General features: G+C 64.9%; 18 protein-coding genes. 9 read left to right on the top strand and 9 right to left on the bottom strand.

Annotated elements, in window-relative coordinates; translation table 11 throughout:
* Positions 1-105: 105 nt before the first annotated feature.
* Positions 106-1209 carry an NAD(P)/FAD-dependent oxidoreductase gene (locus AC3WLX_RS16325; protein ID WP_492336716.1) on the bottom strand — a complete coding sequence of 368 codons (1104 nt, stop codon included), beginning with the start codon at positions 1207-1209 and terminating at the stop codon, positions 106-108.
* 201 nt (positions 1210-1410) lie between these two features.
* Between AC3WLX_RS16325 and AC3WLX_RS16320 the strand changes: the two genes are divergently transcribed.
* From AC3WLX_RS16320 to AC3WLX_RS16305, 4 genes are all read left to right on the top strand, one after another.
* On the top strand, positions 1411-4095 hold the full coding sequence (locus AC3WLX_RS16320) for a sensor domain-containing protein (protein ID WP_492336715.1): 2685 nt from the start codon (positions 1411-1413) through the stop codon (positions 4093-4095).
* Positions 4096-4302: 207 nt separating this feature from the next.
* On the top strand, positions 4303-5475 hold the full coding sequence (locus tag AC3WLX_RS16315; protein ID WP_492336714.1) for an ABC transporter ATP-binding protein: 1173 nt from the start codon (positions 4303-4305) through the stop codon (positions 5473-5475).
* Positions 5472-6386 carry an ABC transporter permease gene (locus AC3WLX_RS16310; protein WP_492336713.1) on the top strand — a complete coding sequence of 305 codons (915 nt, stop codon included), beginning with the start codon at positions 5472-5474 and terminating at the stop codon, positions 6384-6386. Before AC3WLX_RS16315 ends, AC3WLX_RS16310 begins: the two co-directional genes overlap by 4 nt.
* 5 nt (positions 6387-6391) lie before the next feature.
* Entirely contained in the window at positions 6392-7204 is an 813-nt protein-coding gene (locus AC3WLX_RS16305) for an ABC transporter permease (protein ID WP_492336712.1), read from the top strand.
* Positions 7205-7308: 104 nt separating this feature from the next.
* Here AC3WLX_RS16305 and AC3WLX_RS16300 read toward each other — a convergent pair whose 3' ends face one another.
* The 4 genes from AC3WLX_RS16300 to AC3WLX_RS16285 all read right to left on the bottom strand — a co-directional run bounded on the left by AC3WLX_RS16300 (position 7309) and on the right by AC3WLX_RS16285 (position 12587).
* Positions 7309-8160 (bottom strand): carbohydrate ABC transporter permease, encoded by an 852-nt coding sequence (locus tag AC3WLX_RS16300; RefSeq protein WP_291622244.1) that lies wholly within the window; start codon positions 8158-8160, stop codon positions 7309-7311.
* A complete protein-coding gene (locus tag AC3WLX_RS16295; protein WP_492336711.1) occupies positions 8157-9029 on the bottom strand; it encodes a carbohydrate ABC transporter permease in 873 nt (290 codons plus the stop codon). The genes AC3WLX_RS16300 and AC3WLX_RS16295 overlap by 4 nt, the downstream gene beginning before the upstream one ends.
* A 94-nt stretch (positions 9030-9123) precedes the next feature.
* Positions 9124-10509: an ABC transporter substrate-binding protein gene (locus AC3WLX_RS16290; RefSeq protein WP_492336710.1), complete on the bottom strand. Its 1386-nt coding sequence runs from the start codon at positions 10507-10509 to the stop codon at positions 9124-9126.
* A 194-nt stretch (positions 10510-10703) separates the two neighbouring features.
* Positions 10704-12587: an AsmA family protein gene (locus tag AC3WLX_RS16285; protein WP_492337305.1), complete on the bottom strand. Its 1884-nt coding sequence runs from the start codon at positions 12585-12587 to the stop codon at positions 10704-10706.
* A 287-nt stretch (positions 12588-12874) separates the two neighbouring features.
* Between AC3WLX_RS16285 and AC3WLX_RS16280 the strand changes: the two genes are divergently transcribed.
* Together AC3WLX_RS16280 and AC3WLX_RS16275 are read left to right on the top strand one after the other, a co-directional pair.
* Complete coding sequence (locus AC3WLX_RS16280; protein WP_492336709.1) at positions 12875-13582, top strand: CoA transferase subunit A; 708 nt, start codon at positions 12875-12877, stop codon at positions 13580-13582.
* 18 nt (positions 13583-13600) lie between these two features.
* The gene (locus AC3WLX_RS16275; RefSeq protein WP_492336708.1) at positions 13601-14251 is read left to right on the top strand and encodes a CoA transferase subunit B; all 651 of its coding nucleotides are present in this window, start codon (positions 13601-13603) and stop codon (positions 14249-14251) included.
* 97 nt (positions 14252-14348) lie between these two features.
* On the opposite strand, the gene AC3WLX_RS16270 is transcribed toward AC3WLX_RS16275, so the two are convergent.
* The 3 genes from AC3WLX_RS16270 to AC3WLX_RS16260 all read right to left on the bottom strand — a co-directional run bounded on the left by AC3WLX_RS16270 (position 14349) and on the right by AC3WLX_RS16260 (position 17576).
* A complete protein-coding gene (locus AC3WLX_RS16270; RefSeq protein ID WP_492337304.1) occupies positions 14349-15956 on the bottom strand; it encodes an ABC transporter permease in 1608 nt (535 codons plus the stop codon).
* Between the two features lie 94 nt (positions 15957-16050).
* A complete protein-coding gene (locus AC3WLX_RS16265) occupies positions 16051-17076 on the bottom strand; it encodes a Fe(3+) ABC transporter substrate-binding protein (RefSeq protein ID WP_492336707.1) in 1026 nt (341 codons plus the stop codon).
* A gap of 296 nt (positions 17077-17372) precedes the next feature.
* Complete coding sequence (locus tag AC3WLX_RS16260; RefSeq protein WP_492336706.1) at positions 17373-17576, bottom strand: hypothetical protein; 204 nt, start codon at positions 17574-17576, stop codon at positions 17373-17375.
* 164 nt (positions 17577-17740) lie between these two features.
* Here AC3WLX_RS16260 and hemN point away from each other — a divergent pair, with 164 nt between their 5' ends.
* The gene (hemN, locus tag AC3WLX_RS16255) at positions 17741-19093 is read left to right on the top strand and encodes an oxygen-independent coproporphyrinogen III oxidase (RefSeq protein WP_492336705.1); all 1353 of its coding nucleotides are present in this window, start codon (positions 17741-17743) and stop codon (positions 19091-19093) included.
* 194 nt (positions 19094-19287) lie between these two features.
* Entirely contained in the window at positions 19288-20499 is a 1212-nt protein-coding gene (locus AC3WLX_RS16250; protein ID WP_492336704.1) for an NnrS family protein, read from the top strand.
* Positions 20500-20501: 2 nt separating this feature from the next.
* Here the strand turns inward: AC3WLX_RS16250 and AC3WLX_RS16245 are convergent, their stop codons facing one another.
* The gene (locus tag AC3WLX_RS16245) at positions 20502-21530 is read right to left on the bottom strand and encodes an AraC family transcriptional regulator (protein WP_492336703.1); all 1029 of its coding nucleotides are present in this window, start codon (positions 21528-21530) and stop codon (positions 20502-20504) included.
* Between the two features lie 201 nt (positions 21531-21731).
* On the opposite strand from AC3WLX_RS16245, the gene AC3WLX_RS16240 reads away from it, so the two are divergent.
* On the top strand, positions 21732-22352 hold the full coding sequence (locus AC3WLX_RS16240; RefSeq protein ID WP_492336702.1) for a response regulator transcription factor: 621 nt from the start codon (positions 21732-21734) through the stop codon (positions 22350-22352).
* Positions 22353-22490: the final 138 nt, after the last annotated feature.

Raw genomic sequence — 22490 nt, 5'->3', positions numbered from 1 at the left:
TCCCTGCCGCAAGGTGCGCACCTGCGCAGGATGCTTGCGCGGCGAGCGTTCCTGCTCGGGCGCGTCCTCTCGGAGCTAAGCCTCATCCACGTTGCGCGAAGCGTTCTAGATGTTCGCGAGCTCGGCGACGTGGTCGGCGATCGCCAGCGAGGACGTCAGTCCCGGCGATTCGATGCCGAACAGATTGATCAGCCCTGCGACGCCGTGATCTTGCGGGCCTTGCATTAGAAAATCCTGGGTGGCCACCGCCGGTGGCACGATCTTCGGGCGGATGCCTGAATAGCTCGGCATCAGCGCGCCGTCGGGCAGCGTCGGCCAGTATTTACGGATTGCGGGATAGAAACGCTCGGCGCGCGACGGATCGACCTCGTAGTCGATCGTCTCGATCCATTCGACGTCAGGCCCGAAGCGCGCCTGCCCTGCCATGTCCAGCGTCAGGTGCACCCCCAGTCCGCCGGGCTCCGGCACCGGATAGATCAGGCGCGAGAACGGCGCTTTGGCGTTGCAGCTGAAATAGTTTCCCTTGGCGAGATAGGCCGGCGGAATTCGGTCCAGCGGCATGCCGTCGATGTTGCGCGCCACATGCGTCGCCGACAGCCCCGCGGCGTTGACGAAGAGCCTGCATTGCAACGTCATCGGTGCCTCGCCGCCGGCATCGATTTCGATCATGCCGTTCGCCGCTTTGGCGCGGATCAGCGGAGTGTGAAACGCGAAGGCGGCGCCGGCGTCCTCGGCTTCGCCGCGCAGCGAGAGCATGTAGGCGTGGCTGTCGATGATGCCCGTCGACGGCGACAGCAGCGCGGCGTCACAGGCGAGCGCCGGCTCCAGCGCGCGTGCGGCCTCCCCCGAGAGCAGCTGCATGTCGAGCACGCCGTTCGCTTCGGCATGCGCCTTGATCGATTGCAGCTTCTCGGTCTCTTTCGGGCTGGTCGCGACGATCAGCTTGCCGCAATTCTTGTGCGGGATGCCGCGCTCGGCGCAGTAGCGGTAGAGCGCGTGCTTGCCGGCCACGCACATGCGCGCCATCCAGCTCCCGGCGCGATAGTAGATGCCGGCATGGATCACCTCGCTGTTGCGCGAGGAGGTCACGGTGCCGATGGCCTCGGCTTCCTCGAGCACGATCACCTCGCGCCCGGCCTGCGCGAGCTTTCGAGCCACCGCAAGACCGACCACGCCGGCTCCGACGACGACGCAGTCGACCCTATCCATGGTTGTGCAGGTCGGCCGCTGGGAGGGTCGGGGGCACCGGGCCGGGGAACGGCCGCGCGGCGGCGTTTTCCATTAAGAGGGCGTTTATCATGTCAGGGCAATTGCCGTATTTCACGTCACATATTTCTGTTGTGCCAACAGGCGTTTACCCGATCCAAACCCGCCAGGCCAGACAATCCGACGTTGAATCGCGGGTGGCTGATGGCTGAGAAGAACTGGCACGTGGGCAGCACGCTTCCGATCGCTGTGCAGGCCTTGCTGTGCCTGGCCGGTGCGGTTGCGCCTGCGCGTGCCTTCGCGGCATCGGACAGCCTTGCCGTTCCGGGCGATCTCGCCCGGCTCGATCCCGGCGTGATCTGGGAAACCCTGATCGCCGGCATCGTCCTCTGCTCGTTTCTCGCGGCGATCGTGCTGTGGATCCATTCCTGGCTGCGCCGATCCAAGCGTTCGCAGTTGCGGCGCAACGCCTTCATCTCGTCCGCCATGAACAATCTCAACCAGGGCGTGGTGATGACGGACGCGCAGCGCCGCATCATCTTCTGCAACGACCGCTATCTCGAGATCTATGGCCTAACGCGGTCGGATATCCGGCCGAACATGACCGGCTACGACATCCTGAGGCTGCGCCGCGAGCGCGGCGTCCTTGGCGTCACCGACGACGAGTTCTACGAGAAGGCTGCAAGCAGCAACGGCCTGATCACCGAGCTGCCGGACGGGCGGGCCATCCTGGTGAAGTATTTCGTGCTCCCGAACGGCGGCTCGGTGGCGACCCATCTCGACGTCAGCGAGCAGCGCAGGCTGTCGCAACAGCTCGCCTCCACCAAGCAATTCCTTGAAAGCGTGCTGGACAACGTCCCGGCTTGTGTCGCGGCGAAGAGCCTGGAGGACGGCCGCTACATCTTCGCCAATACTGCCTATGAGCGGTTCTGGGGTTTTTCACGGGACCATGTCGTCGGCAAGAATGCACGCGAACTGTTCGCGCCGATCTCGGCGGACAGCATCGAGACGGCCGACCGGGCGGCGCTCAATTCCCCGGATGGGCAGTTCCGCAACGAATTCGAAGTCGAGCGGGGCGGGGAACGTCGCATGGTCGCCTCGATCCGGATCGCGGTGCGCAACGAAGGCAACAGGCCCGGTTTCCTGCTGCTGGTGTTCGAGGACATCACCGACCGCCGCTCGCTGTCGCAGGAGCTGGAAAGCACCAAGAAGTTCCTCGAGCGCGTGGTCGACAACATCCCCGTTGCGTTGATCGTGGAACAGGTCAAGGACGGCCGCTATCTGCTCGCCAACCGCAGCGCGGAAACGATCCTCAACCGCAAGCGCGAGGAAGCCACCGGCCTGACCGCCTCCGACATCTTCAATGCCAAAGAGGCCAAGCTGATCATCGCGCGCGACGAGGCGGCGATCAGGAAACGCGGGATGATCACCGAGGAGCATCCGATCTCCACCAAGGACGGCCTGCGCCTGTTCCTGACCCGCCGCGCCACCGTGCTCGGCGATGCCGGCGAGCCGCAATATCTGATCAAGACCCACGAGGACGTCACCGATCGGCGGCAGACCGAGTTGCGCATGGCGCATATGGCCTATCACGATGGCCTCACCGATCTGCCGAACCGGGCCGCGTTCCTTCAGGCGCTGACCCAGATGATCGAGGCCTGCGAAGGCACGGGCGAGGAGTTCGCCGTCCTCTGCGTCGACCTCGACGGCCTCAAGGAGGTCAATGACGTCTTCGGCCATGCGCTCGGCGACAAGTACCTGATCGAGGTGGCCCAGCGGCTCCTGGATTCCGCGCGCGGGGGCGTGGTCGCGCGCCTGTCGGGCGACGAGTTTGGCCTGATCATCGACGGCAAGCAGCCCGACGCGGGTCTCGCACTGGCGCGGCAGATTGGCGAAGCCGTCGCGAAGGATTTCCAGATCGACGGCCGGCCGGTCCGCGCCGGCATCACCACCGGCATGTCGGTGTTTCCGCAAAATGGCACCGATGGCGCCTCGCTGCTCGCCAATGCCGGCGCTGCGCTGTTCCGCGCCAAGCAGAAGTCGCGCGGCACGATCAGCCTCTACCAGCCGGAGATGGACCGGCAGATCCGCGATCGCCGCGTGCTGCACCAGGACCTCTCCGTGGCGGTCAAGAACGGTGAGCTCTCGCTCGCCTTCCAGCCGCAGGGAGCCGCGCGTCACAGCGTCGCCGAGAGCGAGATCATCGGCTTCGAGGCGCTGGCACGCTGGCAGCATCCGGTGCGCGGCCAGGTTTCGCCGGCCGAATTCATCCCGATCGCCGAGGAAAGCGGTCTCATCGTCGAAATGGGCGAGTGGATCCTGCGCGAGGCCTGCCGCGAGGCGGCGTCCTGGCCGAAGCCGCTCCAGGTCGCGGTCAACCTGTCGCCGGCGCAGTTCATGCACGGCGACGTGGTCGGCCTCGTCCATTCGATCCTGCTCGAGACCGGCCTCGCCCCCGACCGGCTCGAGCTCGAGATCACCGAAGGCGTGCTGATCGAGGACTTCGACCGCGGTCTCGCGCTGCTGCGCCGCCTGAAGGCGCTCGGCGTGCGCATCTCGATGGACGATTTCGGCAGCGGCTACTCCTCGCTGAGCTATCTCCAGGCTTTCCCGTTCGACAAGATCAAGATCGACCGCGCCTTCATCATCAATCTCGGCCGCAACCCGCAATCGGCGGCGATCGTGCGCGCTGTGATCGATCTCGGTCACGGCCTCGAAATGTCGATCGTCGCCGAAGGCGTCGAGACGGTGGACCAGCTCGCCTTCCTCGCCAGGGAGGGCTGCGACGGCGTGCAGGGCTATCTGCTCGGCAAGCCGCTACCGATCGGGAAATATGCCGGCCTGATCGGCCGCGTCGAAGCCGTGGAGCTCGCGCTGAAGACCGGTTAGAGCGCTTCGAGCGAAGTAGATACCGGTTCGCATCAGCAAAACGCGTCAGAACATGAAACAAGAGCCACCGTCCGATGTCATCGGAACGGAAATGGCTCTAGTGATGGGGCTGCTGCGCTCCCATTCGACGGCCGCATGCGCCCCGAACCGGTTGAGCTAAAGACGATCGGCCGCTAGCGTGCGGCGGTATCGGGGTTGGCGGGGACCATGGCGCAAGAATTGCCCGGAACGAACGTTGCGGTTGAAACGGCTGGCGGAGATGCACTTTCCGGCGCGGGTCAGCCGCTATTGCGCATCGAGGGCGTCGCCAAGACCTTCGGCACGTTCCGCGCCGTGGACGGCGTCTCGCTCGACATCAAGGCCGGCGAGTTCTTCGCGCTGCTGGGGCCCAGCGGCTGCGGCAAGACCACCCTCTTGCGCATGCTTGCCGGCTTCGAGGCACCGGACCAGGGGCGCATCCTGCTCGGCGGCAAGGATATCGCGCAGGCCCTGCCGCACGAGCGTCCGATCAACATGATGTTTCAGAGTTACGCGCTGTTCCCGCATCTGTCGGTGCGCGACAACATCGCCTTCGGCCTGAAGCGCGCTCGAATGAAGCGCGCCGAGATCGCCACCCGCGTGGCGGAGATGGTCGCGCTGGTCAAGCTCGAGGGATTGGAGAAGCGCAAGCCCGACCAGCTCTCCGGCGGCCAGCGCCAGCGCGTGGCGCTTGCCCGCGCCCTGGCGCGCAGGCCGCAGCTCCTGCTGCTCGACGAGCCGCTCGCGGCGCTCGACAAGAAGCTGCGCGAGAGCACGCAAGGCGAGCTGATGGAGCTGCAGCGGCGGCTCGGCATGACTTTCATCATCGTCACCCACGACCAGGAGGAGGCGATGACGATGGCGAGCCGGATCGGCGTGATGAAGGCGGGAAAGCTCGCCCAGGTCGCGAGCCCGCGCGAGCTCTACGAGGCGCCGCGCTCGCGCTGGATCGCGGAGTTCGTCGGCGACATCAACCTTTTCGACGGTGAGTCCAAATTGCGCGATGGCCATCGTCTGGTGATCGGCACGCGTGATGCGGGGGCGCTGGTGGTGGCCGAGCCGCGCGAAGCCGTCGGCACCGGAAAACTGGCGGTTGCGATCCGCCCCGAGAAGGTGAAGCTGTCGCGCCGCGGCCCGGTCAGCGAGGCCGGCCGCGAGAGCGCGATCAACCGGCTCGATGGTGTGATCGCGGATATCTGCTATCTCGGCGGCACCACCACTTACAAGGTGAAGCTCGACACCGGCGGGATGGTGCGGGCGTCTGTCGCCAACAGCGCGCGGCTCGACGTCGATGCCTACAGCCTGAACCAGCATGTCGTCGCCTGGTTCACGCCCGACGATTGCATGGTGCTGCAATCATGAGCTCCCGCCGCATCTTCGCAAGGCCGGCGCGCTTCGCCGCGATCGCGCCTTACGTCTGGATGGTGCTGTTCTTCCTGGTGCCGTTCGCTTTCGTGCTGAAGATCAGCCTGTCGCAGACGGCGATCGCGCAGCCGCCCTACGAGCCCGTGTTCGACCTGGTAGCCGGGTGGGGCGCGCTCAGGGCCGCGTTCGCAGCGCTCTCGATCGACAATTTCAAGCTGCTGCTCTCGGACGACCTCTATGTGTTCGCCTATGTGCGCAGCCTGACCGTCGCCGTGACCGCGACTGCGCTGCTGCTGCTGATCGGTTATCCCATCGCCTATGGCATGGCGCGGCTGCCGAGGCGCTGGCAGGCGGTGGCGATGGTGCTGGTGATCGTGCCGTTCTGGACCTCGTTCCTGATCCGCATCTATGCCTGGATCAACATTCTCCAGCACGACGGCCTGCTCAACCAGATCCTGCTGGTGCTGCACCTGGTCGGCCAGCCCGTGGTGTGGCTCTCCACCGACACCGCGATGTATATCGGCATCGTCTATTCCTACCTGCCGTTCATGATCCTGCCGCTCTACGCGACGCTCGCCAAGATGGAGCCGGTGCTGGAGGAGGCGGCCTCCGACCTCGGCGCGCCGCCATGGCAGGTGTTCTGGCTCGTTACCTTCCCGCTGTCGCTGCCCGGCGTCGGCGCCGGCGTGCTCTTGTGCTTCATCCCGATCGTCGGCGAATTCGTCATTCCAGACCTGCTGGCCGGCTCCAACGCGTTGATGATCGGCCAGACCCTCTGGCTCGAGTTCTTCACCAATAAGGACTGGCCGGTCGCCTCTGCCGCCGCAATCGTGCTGCTGGTCGTGCTGCTGGTGCCGCTGCTGCTGTACGAGCGGCTGCAGAAGCGGCAGCTGGAACGGGGAAGGTAGCGGCGATGCGCAAGGCCTCTCGTCTCTCCCGCTTCAACATCGCCTCGCTGGCCCTGGGGCTGGCGTTCCTCTATCTGCCGATCCTCATCCTCGTCATCTATTCCTTCAACGACTCGCGCCTGGTGACGGTGTGGGGCGGCTGGTCGCTGCGCTGGTATCGCGAGTTCTTCAACGATCGCGCCATGATCGAGGCGGCCTGGATGAGCCTGCGGGTCGCGGTCGCCTCCGCGACCATCGCCACGCTGCTCGGAACGCTCGCGGCGATCGCGCTGTCGCGCGGCGAACGTTTCCGCGGCCGCACGCTGTTCTCCGGCATGCTCTATGCGCCGCTGGTGATGCCGGAGGTGATCACCGGATTGTCGCTGCTGCTGCTGTTCGTCGCGCTGAATGCCGAACGCGGCTTCTGGACGGTGACGATCGCCCACACCACGCTGACGATGTGCTTCGTCGCCGTGGTGGTGCAGTCCCGGCTCGGCTCGCTCGATCGCTCGCTTGAGGAGGCGGCGATGGACCTCGGCTGCAATCCTGTCCGGGCCTTTGTTGCGGTGACGCTGCCGCTGATCGCCCCCGCGATCGTCGCAGGCTGGATGCTGGCCTTCACGCTGTCGCTGGACGATCTCGTGATCGCGAGCTTCACCACGGGGCCCGGCTCGGCGACGCTGCCGATCCGGATCTATTCGGAGGTCAGGCTCGGCGTGAAGCCGGAGATCAACGCGATCTGCACGCTGGTGATCGCCGTGATCGCAGTCGTCATCGTCATCGCCTCGCTCGCCTCGAAACTGTCGAGTTCGCAGGGCGAGAGCGCGGCGCCGTTGTGAGGCCCGCCGTCATTGCGAGGAGCTCTTGCGACGAAGCAATCCAGGGTCCATCCGCATTAGTGGTCTGGATTGCTTCGCTTCGCTCGCAATGACGAAGGAGACGGCTACGACTTCACCGCACCTGCCGTGAGCCCGCCCACCATGTAGCGGCGGAAGGCGTAATAGACCGCGGCCGGCGGCAGCGCGTAGATGAAGCCGGTGGTCATCAGCAGCTCCCACGGTGAATCGTCGGCGGCGAGGAAGTTGCCGAGCGCGACGGGGAGGGTGATCTCGCGGTCGTTGGAGAGCAGCAGGAACGCGTAGAGATATTCGTTCCAGGCCAGCAGCACCGCATAGGTGCCGATCGCGACCAGCGAGGGCATCATCAGCGGCAGATAGACCAGGCGGAAGATCTGCAGCGTCGTGGCGCCGTCCATCACCGCGGCTTCGTCCAGCTCGACCGGCAGCTTGTCGGAGGCCTGCTTCAGCACCCAGATCGCGTAAGGCGAGGCGATCGTCACCATGGCCAGGATCAGCGACCAGTGATTGTTGAGCAGGCCGTAATTGCCCATGGTGCGGTACATCGGCACGGCGAGAAATGCCGCGGGGATGAAATAGGTGAAGAGCGCGAGGTTCAGCACGGCGCGCCCGCCCGGCACCTTCAGCCGCGAGATCGCGAACGCCGCGGCGGTCGCGATGAACAGCGTCAGCACGCCGACGGAGACGGCGATCACCGTCGAATTCCAGAACTGGATGTAGAAGTCGCGCAGGAAATAATGCTGCTGCTTGAACACGATCTCGAAGTTGTGCAGCGTCGGATGGTCCGGCCACAGCTTGCCCGAGAACGCGTCCTCCTTCGGGGAGATCGCGAACAGGAACATGTGATAGATCGGGATCATCGTCCACAGGAAGACGGGGATGCCGATCAGCAGCAGCCGCGCTTCCGTCGCGACGTCACGGAGAGAGGGGAGCTTCATCGCGACAACCGTTTCATCATGAAGTACACGAGCGGCAGGACGAACGGCATCGCGCAGACGATGGACGCCATCGCGAGCGAGAGCTGGTCGAGCCGGAGATAGCGGATGCCGAGAGTCGCCAGCACGTGCGTGAGGTCGGCAGGCCCGCCACCGGTGAGCAGATAAACGCTGTTGAAATCCCCCAGCGTCCAGATCATCGAGAGCAGCGTGCAGGTCACGTAGAGCGTCTGCATCGACGGCCAGGTGATGTAGCGGAATTTCTGCCACCAGCTCGCGCCGTCGACCTCGGCGGCCTCGAACAGATCGTGCGAGATCGCAAGGCGTCCGGTAATCAGAATCAGCGTCCAGAACGGCAGCGACTTCCAGATGTGCACGGCGATCGCCATGCAGAGCGCCACGGTCGGGTCGTTCAGCCAGTTCGGCCCGTCATCGCCGGTCAGGGAGAAGATGACGTGGTTGATCATGCCCCATTCGGGATTGAGCATGAAGCGCACCGACAAAATGGTCGGGATCGACGGCACCGCCCAGGGCAGGATGAAGATCACCGAGAGCCATTTGATCCAGGTGCGCTGCACCGCGAAGAAGCCGGACAGGAACAGCGCGATCATCATCTTGATGTTGATGCCGACGACCAGGAAGATCAGCGTGTTGACGGCAGCGCGCGCGAAGATCGGGTCATTGTAGAGCGCGACATAGTTCGCGGGATCACGTGCCAGCCACAGCCCGTAGCAGACGGGATAGACGACGAAAGCGAGGAAAACGAGCAGATAGGGCGCGAGCAGCACGATGCCCCAGACCTGCGCCGGGGTCAGCCGCGACGACAGGGGCGGGCCGGGCATTGCCTGATCGCCAGAGAGCGTGATCGCCATTCTTTTCGGACTCTTCAAAGAGAAGCCGGCCGCGAAACGCGGCCGGTGTTGTTCTAACACCTCTCCCCGCGAGGCGGGGAGAGGGACGGATGAGTTAACCCGCGACCTGCTTGATGCGGGCGATCAGTTCGTCGACGGCCTTCTCGACCGGAACCTTCTCGCTGACGACGCGGTTCATCGCCTTCGCCCACACGTTTTCGTTGTTCAGGATCGTGAACTTCCAGTTCCTGGTAAAGTCGAACTGAGAGGTGCCACCCTTGAACTGCGTGTAGACGGCCTTGCGGTGCTTGTCAGCCTGCCAGAACGGGCTTTCCTGGCTTTCCTTGGTCACCGGGAACCAGCGGCCGAGCGCGCCCTCGATGTAGGGACGGATGTTCTCTTCCTGGAGCAGGAAGCTGATGAACTGCTTGCCCTCGGCCTTGTTCTTGGCCGCGGTGAAGATCAGCCCGGTCTTGACGTCGGAGCGGTAGCGGATGGTCGAACCATCCGGAGCCTTGGGGAAGGACGCCGTGATGATGTCCTGCTCATAAGCCTTCTTGCCGGCCTCGCGCTGCTCCGGCGTGAGGTTCTGATTCTGTGACTCCTCGTACCATTTCGCCGCGATCGAGATCGTGAAGTTGTGGGTCATCACGATCGTCTTGTTGTGGAAGGCGACGTTGTTGTCCGGGTCCTTCCAGGTGGTCGAGGAGGGCGGTGTGCAGCCCTTGATGTAGGTGCCGGTGTAGTCCTTCAACGCCTTGATCAGGCCGTCGCGGACCTTGGGGTCGTCGACCAGCAGCTTGCCGTCGTCGTCGACCAGCTTGACGTGATAGGCGTCCATGAAGGTGTAGAACGATTGGAAGGAGTCGGTGGATTCCACGCCCATGGGCTGGCCGACGGCGTAGACGCGCTGTCCGGTCGCCTTGCGGATCGCCGGCTGCACCTTGTCGCACCAGAACGTCCAATAGCCCGTCCAGTCGTTCGGGATGTCGCTCTGCTTGAAGCCGGCCTTCTCCAGCATGTCGCCCCAGATCTGGACGTGCATGCTCTGCTGCTTCAGCGGGAAGCCGTAATAGGCCTTCTTCTTGGCGACGTCGTTGTAGAGGATCGAGGCATCCAGGGTGTTCTGGACAAACCGGCCCTTGATCGGCTCCATGATGTCCGTGAGGTCCTCGAGCTTGCCCTCATAGGCCCACTTGCCCTGCGCCTGCACGTCATAGGAATCGGAATAGGCGACATCAGGAACTGTGCCGGCGTCGAGCGCCGCGACCGTCTTCGGAATCATGTCCTGGATCGCGTATTGCGACAGTTCCACCTTGATGCCGGTCTTGGCTTCGAATTTCTTGATCGTCTCGATCAGCGCGTCGTCTTCGGACCGATAGAAGCCCTTGCCCCACCAGACCGTGATCGTCTTCTGTTGCGCAAATGCGGGCGCGGTGGCGGCAAACAGCCCAACCGCAGCGACCGCCAATGAAACTGCGCCAATAACCTTGGATTTCACGTTTTTCTCCCTCAAACGGCCGGTGTTTTAACCGGTCGAAGAAACACTAGCGCAGGATGGTAGCGCAATCAACGCAGCATGTCGTCAGACCTAGGTCGGGTGTCGCGATGTGGCGATGATTAACGCGCGCATCGATGCAATCGCCGCATCAATTCGCCCTGATCAATTCGCGCGCGCTCCACGGCGCACGATCGTCAGTTCGACTTCGCGCCCTCTTTCGCATTCTCCGCCGTCGGCGATCCCTCGGGGCGTTTTCCGCCCGTGATGCGCTGCTTCAGGAGATCGAGGAAGGGAGACGCCGCAGGCGATTGCCGGATCAGGCTCTCGGGGTCGGGGAAAATCAGGGGATCGTCCCAGGGACCCTGCACCATGAATGGCAATTGGAAGCCGGACGCCGTGTTGAGGCTCGCCACGCCCTTCATGTCGTATTCACGCGTCGGCACCGAGGCAGTGCCGGTCAATGTGATCTTCGCCGCGGGCCCTTCAATGCGGATGTCCTCTGCGGTGGCGATCCCGTCGGAGAACTTCACCGCGATGGTGAGATTGTTGTACGGCGTCGAGCCGCTGCGGAAATTGCCGCCGCCTGACAGCGGCCGCCGCTCCAGGCGCTTGAGGAGCTGCTCGGCATTGAAGCCGGAGATCGCGCCGTCGTGCCCGGTGACGGTGGCGCTGCCGTCGAGCGACTGCACGAGGCCGAACGGGCTCGAGCCCGAGGCGAACAGCGAGACGTTGATGTTGCCGCGGCCGGACAGCTTGTTGAGGCCGAACAGCTCGGTGGCGCAGGCCTGGAGATCGACGTCGGTGAATTGGAACTGCGCCTTGATGTCGGCAACGGTATCGGACCGGGCGATGCCGAACGAACCCTTTGCGATGCCGCCATAGACCTGCGCCTCGCCGACCGAGAGCGCCAGCGTGCCGTTGCGCAAATTGGCGCCGATCGCGGTGCGGCCGAGCTTGGTCGGCCCGACCGTCAGCTTGGCGGCCGACAGACGCATGTCGAGGTCGGTGGTCGAGAGCCCGTTGAGATCGAATAGCTGCCTGTTCCAGTCGCGCGCGCCGCTCGCGAGCAGGCGGAACGTCGAGATGTAAGGCGTGAAGTCGAGCGCGTCGGCGGCGAGCGTCGCCTGCAGGGTCTGCCGGCCGTTGTTGGCGTAGGTCATCACGCCCTCGGCGGTGTTGCCGTCGAGCTCGACATTGACGTTGGTGAGTGCGATCGAGGGGCCGACGACGTTGGCGCGCGCCTTCAGCGCGAAGCGGCCGAAGCCGCCGCTGGCGGGCTGCGGCTGCCCGGTCCAGCGCAGCGCGTTGCGCAAGGACGGGCTGTCGATCGTGAGGGTCCCTTCCATCATCGGGCTGGTGCGATTGGCGACGCTGCCGTCGAAGGCGAGCTTGAGCGGCGCGCTGGCAATCCGCGCCTTCAAACCGGAGCGGTCGCCGGAGAGGGCGGCGACGAAATCGGAAAAGCTGATCGAGCCGTCGACGCGCTCGCCGCGCCAGTCGAACTGTCCGGTGGCGGCAAAGGAGCGCGAGATCGAAGGCCAGGCCAGCGACAGGTCGATGTCCTCGAACTTCTCGGTGGCATGGGTGGCGGCGTCCTCGTAATCGAGCACGCCGTCCTGGATCCGGATCTCGGAGAACGAAACCTGGTTCTCGGCCCCTGGCTTCATGGTGCGCGCGATGGTCTGGATGAAGGGTGTCCAGTTGCTCTCGCCGTCCGGCTTGAGGCTGACATGGATGCGCGGCCGCAGCAGCGTCAGGTCGGAGATCTCGAACCGCTGCAGCAGCAGCGGCAGCAGCCGCAAATTGGCCGTGAGCACGTCTACCTGGAGCGCGGGAGCGCTGGTGCCGCCGCCCTTGAGGCCGACGTCACGGAAGGAGATGTAGCTCGCCGGCAGCACGGAGATGTCGATACTGCCTGCCACATTGAGTTCGAGACCGGTGACGTCGCGGATCTGCGCTTCGACGGCCTTGCGCAGCGCGTCGCGGTTGATGAGCCACGAGGTCGCGATCAGGGCGACCAGCACGATGCCGAGCAGCGCCGCGATCGGCGTCCCGAGGCGCTTCATTCCTTGGGCCATGGTCAATGGCATGTCCTGATCGGGTCGGTCGTTGGAGCCGGAAGGGCGGGCCGCGAACCTGCGTGCCGATGCCCGGATGCTATGGTGTTAAGTGCCGCAACTTGATGGGTTTTCTTGTCGCTTTCAAGGCCGCCGCATAGTTATGCCCCCGGCCTGGGCAGCTTCTATCACCCAGGGGCGGGCTGGAGAACCCCGTATCATTGACGGCTTTGGAGGATTTCGCCTAATAATCGCCGCCAATGAGGCGCGATGCCCGCTAGCCGTAGGTTCAGTCGAAGGTCATTTGCATGAACAAGGTCTATCCCGACGCCAAGTCGGCTCTGTCAGGCATTCTGAAGGACAACATGATGATCATGTCGGGGGGCTTCGGCCTCTGCGGCATTGCCGAGGAGCTGTCGGACGCGATCAGGGAGTCGGGTGTCAAGGGCCTGACGGTGGTCTCCAACAACGCCGGCGTCGACGGTATCGGCCTCAGCCGCCTGCTTGAAACCCGCCAGATCAAGAAGATGATCTCGTCCTATGTCGGCGAGAACAAGTTGTTCGCCCAGCAATACCTCGCCGGCGAGCTGGAACTCGAATTCAACCCGCAGGGCACTCTGGCCGAGCGCATCCGCGCCGGCGGCGCCGGCATCCCGGCCTTCTACACCAAGACCGGCGTCGGTACGCTGATCGCCGAAGGCAAGGAAGTGAAGGAGTTCGACGGCGAGAAATATCTGATGGAGCGCGGCCTGTTCGCCGACCTCGCCATCGTGCACGCCTGGAAGGGCGATACCGCGGGCAACCTCATCTACCGCAAGACGGCGCGCAATTTTAACCCGATGATGGCGACCGCCGCGAAGATGACGGTGGCCGAGGTCGAGCATCTGGTTCCGGCCGGTGAGCTCAACCCCGACCACATTCACACGCCCGGCATATTCGTGAAGCGCATCGTCGAGGTCGGCACGGCCAAGAAGCGCATCGAATTCCGCAACACCCGCCCGCGCCCCGCCGCTTAAGCGCAACAGGAGACTCATATGGCCTGGACCCGTGAACAGATGGCCGCGCGCGCTGCAAAGGAATTGCGCGACGGCTATTACGTCAATCTCGGCATCGGTATTCCGACGCTGGTCTCGAACTATATCCCTGATGGCATCGACGTCTCCCTGCAGAGCGAGAACGGCATGCTGGGCATGGGTCCGTTCCCCTATGAGGGCGAGGAAGACGCCGATCTCATCAACGCCGGCAAGCAGACCGTGAGCGAGCTGCCCTCGACCTCCTATTTCTCGAGCGCCGAGTCTTTCGGCATGATCCGCGGCGGCCATATGGATCTCTCCATCCTCGGCGCCATGCAGGTGGCCCAGAACGGCGATCTCGCCAACTGGATGATCCCCGGCAAGATGGTCAAGGGCATGGGCGGGGCGATGGATCTCGTCGCCGGCGTCAAGCGCGTGATCGTGGTGATGGAGCATTCGGCAAAGGACGGCCCTAAGCTCTTGAAGAAGTGCAATCTGCCGTTGACCGGCGAGCGGGTGGTCGACATGGTCGTGACCGATCTAGCCGTCTTCACCATCGACAAGCACGGCGATGGCGGCATGGCGCTGATCGAGCTCGCCGACGGCGTCACGCTGGATGAGATCAAGTCCAAGACTGAAGCCGAATTCCGCGTCGCGCTGAAGAATACCTGAGCCATCGCCCGGTCAGGTCGTCTCGCCTGACGGCGGACGATAAGGTCTTGACCCTCTTGGGGGGCGGCTCGCACGGCCTCGCCTGATGGGCACGTCTTCAGGCCGGTCCGCTCGGCACCTCGGAGAACCGCGTCAGCCAGGCAACGGGGCCGATGCTGGCGGCGATGATCAGGAGGGCCGCGAGCGCGCCGTCCTCGAAATTGCCGCGGCTTGCGAACTGGTAGATCGACGTCGACAGCGTTTCGACGTTGAGGGGCCGTAGCAGCAGCGTTGCCGGCAGCTCCTTCAGGCAGTCGACGAACATGATGATGACCGCGCCAAGCATCGCCGGCCGGAGCAACGGCAGATAGATCTGCCTCAACATGACGCCCTGGCTGGCGCCGACCGTGCGTGCGCTCTCGTCATAGTCGCGCGGAATGCTGTCGAATCCGGCCTTGATCATGCCGACCGGCACGGCCAGAAAGCGGATCGCATAGGCGATGACGACGGCCGCCCCGGTGCCGACCAGGACCAGCCCGGGCGCCGAACGTCCGGTCCAGGTTGCGACCGCGCTCAACGCGCTATCGACCGCCAGCACGGGGGTCAGCAGGCCCAGGGCAATCAAGAGCCCCGGCAGCGCGTATCCGGTCTGCGCGATGCTCATCGCCACATAGCGCAGAGGATCCGGCCGAAAGCGGTGGGCGATGGTTGTGGCCAGCGCAAGTACCAGCGCCATGAGAGTCGCCAGCGCTGCAAAGGCAAACGAATGGAAGGTGTGCCGCCACAGCAGTGGGTCGAAATTCGCGAGCAGCCCGCGACCGAGCGCCTGATGCGCCAGATAGCACAGCGGCACGATGAAGCCGATCAGCACCGGCAGCATGCAGGCCGCGAGCGCCAGCCACGCTCGAGCGCCCGACAGCGGGGTCCGCTGTCTCAATTGCGGGTTCTCGGCCGAGAATTCGGTGTTGGTGTTGCGGCGGCCGTAACGCTCCATCGCGATCAGGCCGGCGACAATCGCCAGCATAAAGCATGCGAGTTGCGCCGCACCGGCAAGGCTGCCGCGGTTGAGCCATGTGGTGAAGATCGAGACGGTCAGCGTGCGGATGCCGAGATATTCGCTGGCGCCGATGTCGTTGAGCGTTTCCAGCGCGACCAGCGCCACGCCGACCGCGAGCGCCGGCCGCGCCATCGGCAGTGAGACGCGCCAGAAAACAGTCCATCGGCCGGCGCCCAGCGTCGTGGCAGCCTCGGCGAATTCGGCAGACTGAACCTGAAAGGTCGCACGCGCAGACAGATAGACGTAGGGGTAGAGCACAAGCCCGATCACGAAGATGGCGCCCGGCAGCGAGCGCAGGTTGGGCAAAAGGCCGAGGGCATCGCGCAGCGGCAGCCAGAGCGCCAAGGTGCGATGCACCAGGCCGAGCGGTTCGAACAGGTCGGCATAGACGTAAGCTGCGAGATAGGTCGGTATCGCCAACGGCAGCGGCATCAGCCACAGCAGCATGCCCCGGCCGGGAAAATCGTGGCGCGATATCACCCGCGCAGTCCCCGCGCCGATCAGAAGCGTGACCGCGCCGACCCCGGCGAGCAGAAGGGCGGTGTCCAGCAGCGCGGCCGGCAACACGTAGTTGATCAGGTCGTGCCAGACATCGGGCGCCGGCTGCAAAGCCAGCGCAACGATCGAGACCACCGGCGAGGCGACCAGGATCGCGGCTGCAACCGCGATGGCGGTTGCGGCGCGTCCGGCGTGGGCACGGCCTCTCGCGCGAGGCCGTGCGCGCGTAGCGTCTTCGAGTTTAAGCGACGAGGGCCGCCAGAGGTCAGTTGTCAAAGCCGACCTTGTCCGCCAGCGAGGCCGCAGCCTTGCGGTTGGCGGCGATCTTTGCGATCGGCAACGGATCCGGGCTGAGCTTGCCGTAACCGGCGATGGTGGGGTTGACGGCGACACCGGCGCGGACCGGGTATTCGTAGTTCTGGTCGGCATACAGCTGCTGCGCCTGCTCGCTGACGAGCCACTCGATCAGCTTGATGCCGTTGGCCTTGTTGGGCGCGTGCTTGGCGAGCAGCACGCCCGAGAGGTTGACGTGGGTGCCGCCGCCTTCGAAGGTCGGCAGGATGACGCGGGTCGCTTCCGCCCACGGCTTCTTCTCGGGATCGTTGTTCATCATCAGCGCCCAGTAATAGGTGTTGCCGATGCCGATGTCGCATTTGCCGGCGGCAACGTCACGCGCCGCTTCGCGATCGCCGCCGGACGGCTTCTGCGCGAGATTGGCCTTCACGCCGCGCAGCCATTCCTCGGCCTTGGCCTCGCCGTACTTGGCCGTGTAGGCCGCAAACAGCGCGTTGTTGTAGATGTGCTGGCCCGAGCGGATGCAGATCTTACCCTTCCACTTGGGATCGGCGAGCTCCTCATAGGTGATCTTGTCCTGCTTGACGCGATCCTTCGAGGCATAGATCACGCGCGCACGCATGGAGATGCCGGCCCACTGTCCGTCGGGGTCGCGATACTGCGCCGGCACGACCTTCTCGACCACCTCCGACTTGATCGGCTGGGTGACGCCGGCCTGCACGGCCTCGTCGATGCGGCCGATGTCCACCGTCAGCAGTACGTCGGCCGGACTGTTGGCGCCTTCCGCCTTCATGCGCTGCTCCAGGCCGGAGCTCGCGGAGACGACATTGACCTTGATGCCGGTATCCTTGCTGAACGCGTCAAACAGCGGCTGGATCAGCTTGGTCTCGCGATAGGTATAGACGTTGACCTCACCATTGGCGGCTGCTTCCGACACGAAGGACGTCGTCAGGCCCAACACGGCCGCAGTCGCTGCAAGGATACGAAGTTTAATCATAAGGGCTGCTCCCACGCGCGCAATTGAACGTCGGACTGAGTAGCGCAGGCGAGGGGGCAAAGTCAGCGGCGCGATGTCGCGAAGATGCATGACTTAGAGTGATTCCAATATCAGTTTAGAGTCGTTCTAATCATTGCTGAGACCATCATGGAAGAGCGATGCGCGCCCCCTATGATCTTGCCGGTCACGCCTCGATCAGCCGCTGCGACGCGCTGGCCTGCCACGGCATCTCCTCGAGCCGAACCCATTCCGCTTCAGAGGAGAGACTTCAGAACGGATGCGTCAGAGCAGACACGTCAGAGCAGATACATGGCAAGCCAGACCAATCCCCAGAGCGCCAGCGCGAGCGCGGCGAAGACGGCAATCGCTGCGGACAGGGCGCGCACCACCCCGACGGGGACTGACGCGGCGGGGGCCGGCCGGAAGTCGTCGAACCGCGGGATATGGCCGCGGACCTCGAGCAGGGAGAGCAGGGACAGAATCAGTTCGAGAAGCCTCATGGCAAACGCTCCGGATGGCCGGCGAATAATTTCGACCATGGCCGGGAATCGGCTTCCGCGCTTTGCGCGAGCGCAAAGTCGCTCCCGCGCATTCGGGTTATCTGAGCTCATTCCGTGATTTGCCGTGGTGCCTGACGCGGCCGAAATTTACGAATGGGTAAGATATGAGAGCTGATCTTGCGGCGATCTACGGCGAGGAGCGGCTGCCACGCTATACGAGCTATCCGACCGCGCCGCACTTCACGAGCACGATCGGTCCGGACACCTATGCCCGCTGGCTGGCGCAACTGCCGGTGAGCGGCAGCGCCTCGCTTTACCTGCACGTGCCGTTCTGCAGCGAGATGTGCTGGTACTGCGGCTGCCATACCCAGATCGTCCGCCGCGACGAGCTCGTTGCCGGCTACCAGCGCACGCTGCGCAGCGAGATCGCGCTGGTCGCCGAAACCATCGGTCGCCGCATCAAGGTCGAGCACATCCATTTCGGCGGCGGCACGCCGACGATCATGGCGCCGGAGGCCTTCGCCGAACTGATGGCAACGATGCGCCAGAAATTCTTCGTGCTGCCTTCGGCCGAAATCGCAGTCGAGGTCGATCCCCGCACATTGACCGCGGACATGGTCGAGGCCCTGCGGCTCTCCGGCGTTAATCGCGCGAGCCTCGGCGTGCAGAGCTTCGATCCCGTGGTGCAGCGGGCGATCAACCGCGTGCAGAGCTACGAGCAGACGGCGTCGGTGGTCGACATGCTCCGCCGCGCCGGGATCGAGGGCATCAATTTCGACCTGATCTACGGGCTGCCGCACCAGACCGTCGCTTCGTGCCTGGACACGGTGCGGCGCAGCCTCGCGCTCGCGCCAAACCGCTTTTCGGTGTTCGGCTATGCTCACGTGCCCGGTTTCAAGAAGCACCAGCGCATGATCAACGAGGCCATGCTGCCCGACGGCCCCGCGCGCCACGACCAGGCCTGCGCGATCGCCAATGCGCTGAAGGAGGCCGGTTACGTGCAGATCGGGCTCGATCATTTCGCGCGCCCGGACGATTCCATGGCCCTGGCCTTCGAGCAGGGAACGCTGCGGCGCAATTTCCAGGGCTACACCACCGACAAAAGCGAAACCCTGATCGGCTTCGGCGCGAGCGCGATCGGACATCTGCCGCAGGGCTACGTCCAGAACGAGGTGCAGATCGGCGCCTATGCGCAGAGCGTCGCCGCAGGGCGCCTCGCGACCGCGAAGGGCTATGGGCTCACCGACGACGACCGGCTGCGTGCCGACATCATCGAACGCATCATGTGCGAGTTCAGCGCCGATCTCGGCGACATCTGCGCGCGCCATGGCGCCGAGGCGGGCGCGATGCTGAAATCGGCGCCGCGCCTGACGCCGCTGATCTCCGACGGCGTCGTGAGGGTGGACGGCGATAGGCTCGCCGTCGCCAAGGACTCGCGCTTCCTGGTCCGCGCCGTGGCAGCGGCGTTCGACGCGCATCTGGATCCGGGCAAGCAACTGCACAGCCGGGCGGTGTAAGGTCGCTCCACCGTCATTCCGGGGCGCGCGAAGCGCGAGCCCGGAATCCATCGGCCTCGTGATGGCGATCGGGGCCGCGCGCTATGCGTGATGGCACCTGCAATCGTCCGGTAGTTTGCGATAGCGCAATAAGGGGACGGCGGGGCGGCAGTATTTTTCCAGATACGACGGTCCGAATTTTTTGGAGTTGAGCCATGGCTGGCGCCCGATCCCGCAACTTTGCGGGCTGGCCGCTGTTCGCGAACAGCTTTCGCCCCTTTTTCCTGCTTGCCGCGATCCAGGCGGGGCTCTCGATCCTGGCCTGGTTGCCGATGTTCCATGGGGAACTGTCGGTGAGCTCCGCATTCGCGCCGCGCGACTGGCACATCCACGAGATGCTCTACGGCTTCCTGCCGGCCGTGATCACCGGATTCCTGTTCACGGCCATCCCGAACTGGACGGGGCGGCTGCCGATCCAGGGGACGCCGCTCGGGGCGTTGCTGATGGTCTGGCTTGCCGGGCGGATCGCGGTGACGGTGTCCGCCGATCTCGGCTGGGCCTTTGCCCTCGTCGTCGATGCGGCCTTCCTGACCTTGGTCGTCGCCGCGGCGACGCGCGAGATCATCGCAGGCGGCAACTGGCGCAATCTGCCCGTGGTCGGGCTGGTGCTGGTCCTGCTTGCCGGCAATCTCGGCTTTCACGTCGAAACGCATGTTCAGGGCACGGCCGATGTCAGCATCCGCGTCGGTATCGGCGTGGTCGTCCTGCTGATCGCGTTGATCGGCGGGCGCATCATTCCGAGCTTCACCCGCAACTGGCTGGTCAAGTTCAATCCCGGTCGCCTGCCGGTGCCGTTCGGGCGTTTCGACGGCGCCGTGATCGGATTGAGCGCGCTCGCGCTGATCGCATGGATCGTGGCGCCGCTAACCATGATCGCCGGCGTCGCGATGGCGGGGGCTGGCGTGCTGCACCTGGTTCGGCTTGCACGCTGGGCCGGCGATCGCACCGCGCGCGAGCGGCTACTGGTGATCCTGCACGTCGGTTATGTCTTCGTGCCGTTCGGCTTCATCCTGAATGCGCTGGCCGCCTTCGGCGAGCTGCCGCCAAGCGCGGGCATCCACGCCTGGATGGCGGGTGCGGCCGGAACGATGACGCTCGCGGTGATGACCCGCGCGAGCCTCGGCCATACCGGACAGGCGTTGACGGCTTCGCCGGCCGTCCAGGCGATCTATGCTGCAATCATCGTCGGGGCTCTGGCCCGGGTCGCGGCCGTCCTGTTGCCCGCGCATCACGACGTGTTGGTGCACATCGCTGCCTGCGGCTGGATCGTCGCCTTCCTCGGATTCGCCGTCGCGTTCGGCCCGCTGCTCGCCGGCAGCCGGCGGAGGGCCCTCGCCACGATGGGCCTGCCTGTTCCGGCACGCTGAGCTCAGGCCGCAGTCGCCGCGGGTGGCTCAGTCAGGGGCCGCACGCCTCTGCGCCACGCGGTGATGGTGCAGCCGAAGCGGCCGCGAAACCAGCGCGCCATGGCGCTTTGCGCGGAGAAGCCAAGCTGGATCGCGATGTCGGCCAGCGGCCGGTCGGGATCCTCGATCAGCTGGACCACGAGATCGGCGCGTTGAGCGTCCAGGATGGCCGAGAAGCTGGTGGCCGATGCGGCGAGGTGGCGGTGGATGGTGCGGCGGGTGCAGGCGAGATGCTCGGCGACGCGCTCGACCGTGCAGTCGCCCCTGGCGAGCAGGGTTCGCACCACCTCGTCGACCCGCTCCTCCCAGTTCCCCGGCCTGCTCTCGATCGCCTCGATCCGCTTGCGCAAGTAATCCGCGATCAAGGGATGCGCGCTTGGGATACGGCGCTCCATGTCGTGCGCCGATAGCACGATCGCATCGTCATCCGCATTGAAGGTCACTCGGCAGCGGAAGAAGTCGCGGTAGGGCTTGCTGTCATGCGGTGGCGGGTAGTGCAGATGGACTTCCAGCGGACGCCAATCGCTGCCGAACAGCGACTGGATGATGCGATGGACGCTGCCGAGCGCCATGTCTATCGACTGGCGCGCCGCGCGCGGCTGCCGGCCGCGCAGATGCAACGTGATGGTCACGGTCTGTCTGCCGCGCGCAACGTCGAGCCGCATGCCGTCATGATGGAGATGAATGAAGCGCGAAAACGCCTCGATCGCTTCGCCGACGGTCGCCTGTTCGCGCACGATCAGGCCGACCGTGCCGAAATTGGTCAGGCCGCCGCGCTCGGCGAGACGCAAGCCGAAATCCTCGGCACCGGACGCTTTTGCCGACAATTCGAGCAGGCGGCGCAAGCCGGTGACGGCGATCGGGACGTCCGGTCTGTCCAGGCAGGCCAACGGCAGCCGGACTTTGCGCATGATCTGGTTGGGATCGAGCCCCAGCGACCGGGCGACCTCGGGGTAACAGCTCAGGCCTGCGCTGCGAATGAGATCGGTCATGCAAACCGTTCCTGCCAGCCATTCCCGCAGATGTCCCGAAATGTAAAGTTTCTGTCCCCATCCGTCAAATCCTGGAACTGGATGGAACATACATAAGGAAAACCGAAGCACTGGCGGGAATGCCGTGCGTGGACGGCGGGGCGCGACGGAGCCCCCGGGCCGTCTCGGGCGATTTGACCAAGACATTGCTGGATCGGGATTATGCCGGGGAACATGCTTTCCAAGGGCGAGGTATTCGTCATCGACACTGACGCCGCCTCCCGCGAACAACTTTCCGCCGCGCTTGAGCAGAGCGCCTATGACGTGATTTGCTTTGCCGATGGTGCGTCTCTGCTGTCGGAAGCCAAGGCGCGGATGCCGGCCTGTGTGCTGTTGGAGATGCCGCCGGATCGCTCCGCTCTCGACGTGCTCAGGCGGCTGCGGGAGGAAAACTGCATGGCACCGGTGTTGGTGACTTCGGCGAACGGCAGCATCGCCATGGCGGTCGACGCCATCAAGAACGGCGCGGTCGACTTCATCGAGAAGCCGTTCCGCACCCACGATGTCGTCGGGCGGATCGACGCCGCCATCGACGAATTCGCGCAACCCGGTGCAAGTCGGCAGCGCTGGCTGCCTGGTTGCGAGCCCTTGTCCGGGCGCGAGGGCGACGTGCTCGAGCATCTCGCCGCCGGCCTCACCAACAAGGAGATCGCGCGGCGGATGCATCTGAGCGCGCGGACGGTCGAGGGCTACCGCGCCAGCATCCTGAAGAAGGCGGGTGCCAGGAACGTCACCGATCTGCTCCGCCGCATCTTCGGCCAGGGTTTGCCGGCCCAGGCCTGACGCTGCTGAGGCGGCGAAAGCGTCCCGCGGCCCTGGTGCCGCCGCGGCGATGCCCCACGGAAACCCCAATCGAACCGGTTCCTTCCTTGCCGCGTCCAACCACGATGGCGAGGCATTTCTCGCGCGTCAGGCTGGCGG

The organism is Bradyrhizobium sp. FW305-F6, assembly GCF_058782905.1.
The sequence above is the reverse complement of the archived record's forward strand: the minus strand, read 5'-3'. Positions and strand labels throughout refer to the sequence as shown.

Coding starts and splice junctions, on each gene's coding strand:
- AC3WLX_RS16280 (WP_492336709.1), top strand. CDS start 12,875: ATGAACAAGGTCTATCCCGACGCCAAGTCGGCTCTGTCAGGCATTCTG.
- AC3WLX_RS16240 (WP_492336702.1), top strand. CDS start 21,732: ATGCCGGGGAACATGCTTTCCAAGGGCGAGGTATTCGTCATCGACACT.
- AC3WLX_RS16300 (WP_291622244.1), bottom strand. CDS start 8,160: ATGAAGCTCCCCTCTCTCCGTGACGTCGCGACGGAAGCGCGGCTGCTG.
- AC3WLX_RS16285 (WP_492337305.1), bottom strand. CDS start 12,587: ATGGCCCAAGGAATGAAGCGCCTCGGGACGCCGATCGCGGCGCTGCTC.
- AC3WLX_RS16310 (WP_492336713.1), top strand. CDS start 5,472: ATGAGCTCCCGCCGCATCTTCGCAAGGCCGGCGCGCTTCGCCGCGATC.
- AC3WLX_RS16275 (WP_492336708.1), top strand. CDS start 13,601: ATGGCCTGGACCCGTGAACAGATGGCCGCGCGCGCTGCAAAGGAATTG.
- AC3WLX_RS16260 (WP_492336706.1), bottom strand. CDS start 17,576: ATGAGGCTTCTCGAACTGATTCTGTCCCTGCTCTCCCTGCTCGAGGTC.
- AC3WLX_RS16320 (WP_492336715.1), top strand. CDS start 1,411: ATGGCTGAGAAGAACTGGCACGTGGGCAGCACGCTTCCGATCGCTGTG.
- AC3WLX_RS16245 (WP_492336703.1), bottom strand. CDS start 21,530: ATGACCGATCTCATTCGCAGCGCAGGCCTGAGCTGTTACCCCGAGGTC.
- AC3WLX_RS16325 (WP_492336716.1), bottom strand. CDS start 1,209: ATGGATAGGGTCGACTGCGTCGTCGTCGGAGCCGGCGTGGTCGGTCTT.
- AC3WLX_RS16265 (WP_492336707.1), bottom strand. CDS start 17,076: ATGATTAAACTTCGTATCCTTGCAGCGACTGCGGCCGTGTTGGGCCTG.
- AC3WLX_RS16315 (WP_492336714.1), top strand. CDS start 4,303: ATGGCGCAAGAATTGCCCGGAACGAACGTTGCGGTTGAAACGGCTGGC.
- AC3WLX_RS16250 (WP_492336704.1), top strand. CDS start 19,288: ATGGCTGGCGCCCGATCCCGCAACTTTGCGGGCTGGCCGCTGTTCGCG.
- hemN (WP_492336705.1), top strand. CDS start 17,741: ATGAGAGCTGATCTTGCGGCGATCTACGGCGAGGAGCGGCTGCCACGC.
- AC3WLX_RS16305 (WP_492336712.1), top strand. CDS start 6,392: ATGCGCAAGGCCTCTCGTCTCTCCCGCTTCAACATCGCCTCGCTGGCC.
- AC3WLX_RS16295 (WP_492336711.1), bottom strand. CDS start 9,029: ATGGCGATCACGCTCTCTGGCGATCAGGCAATGCCCGGCCCGCCCCTG.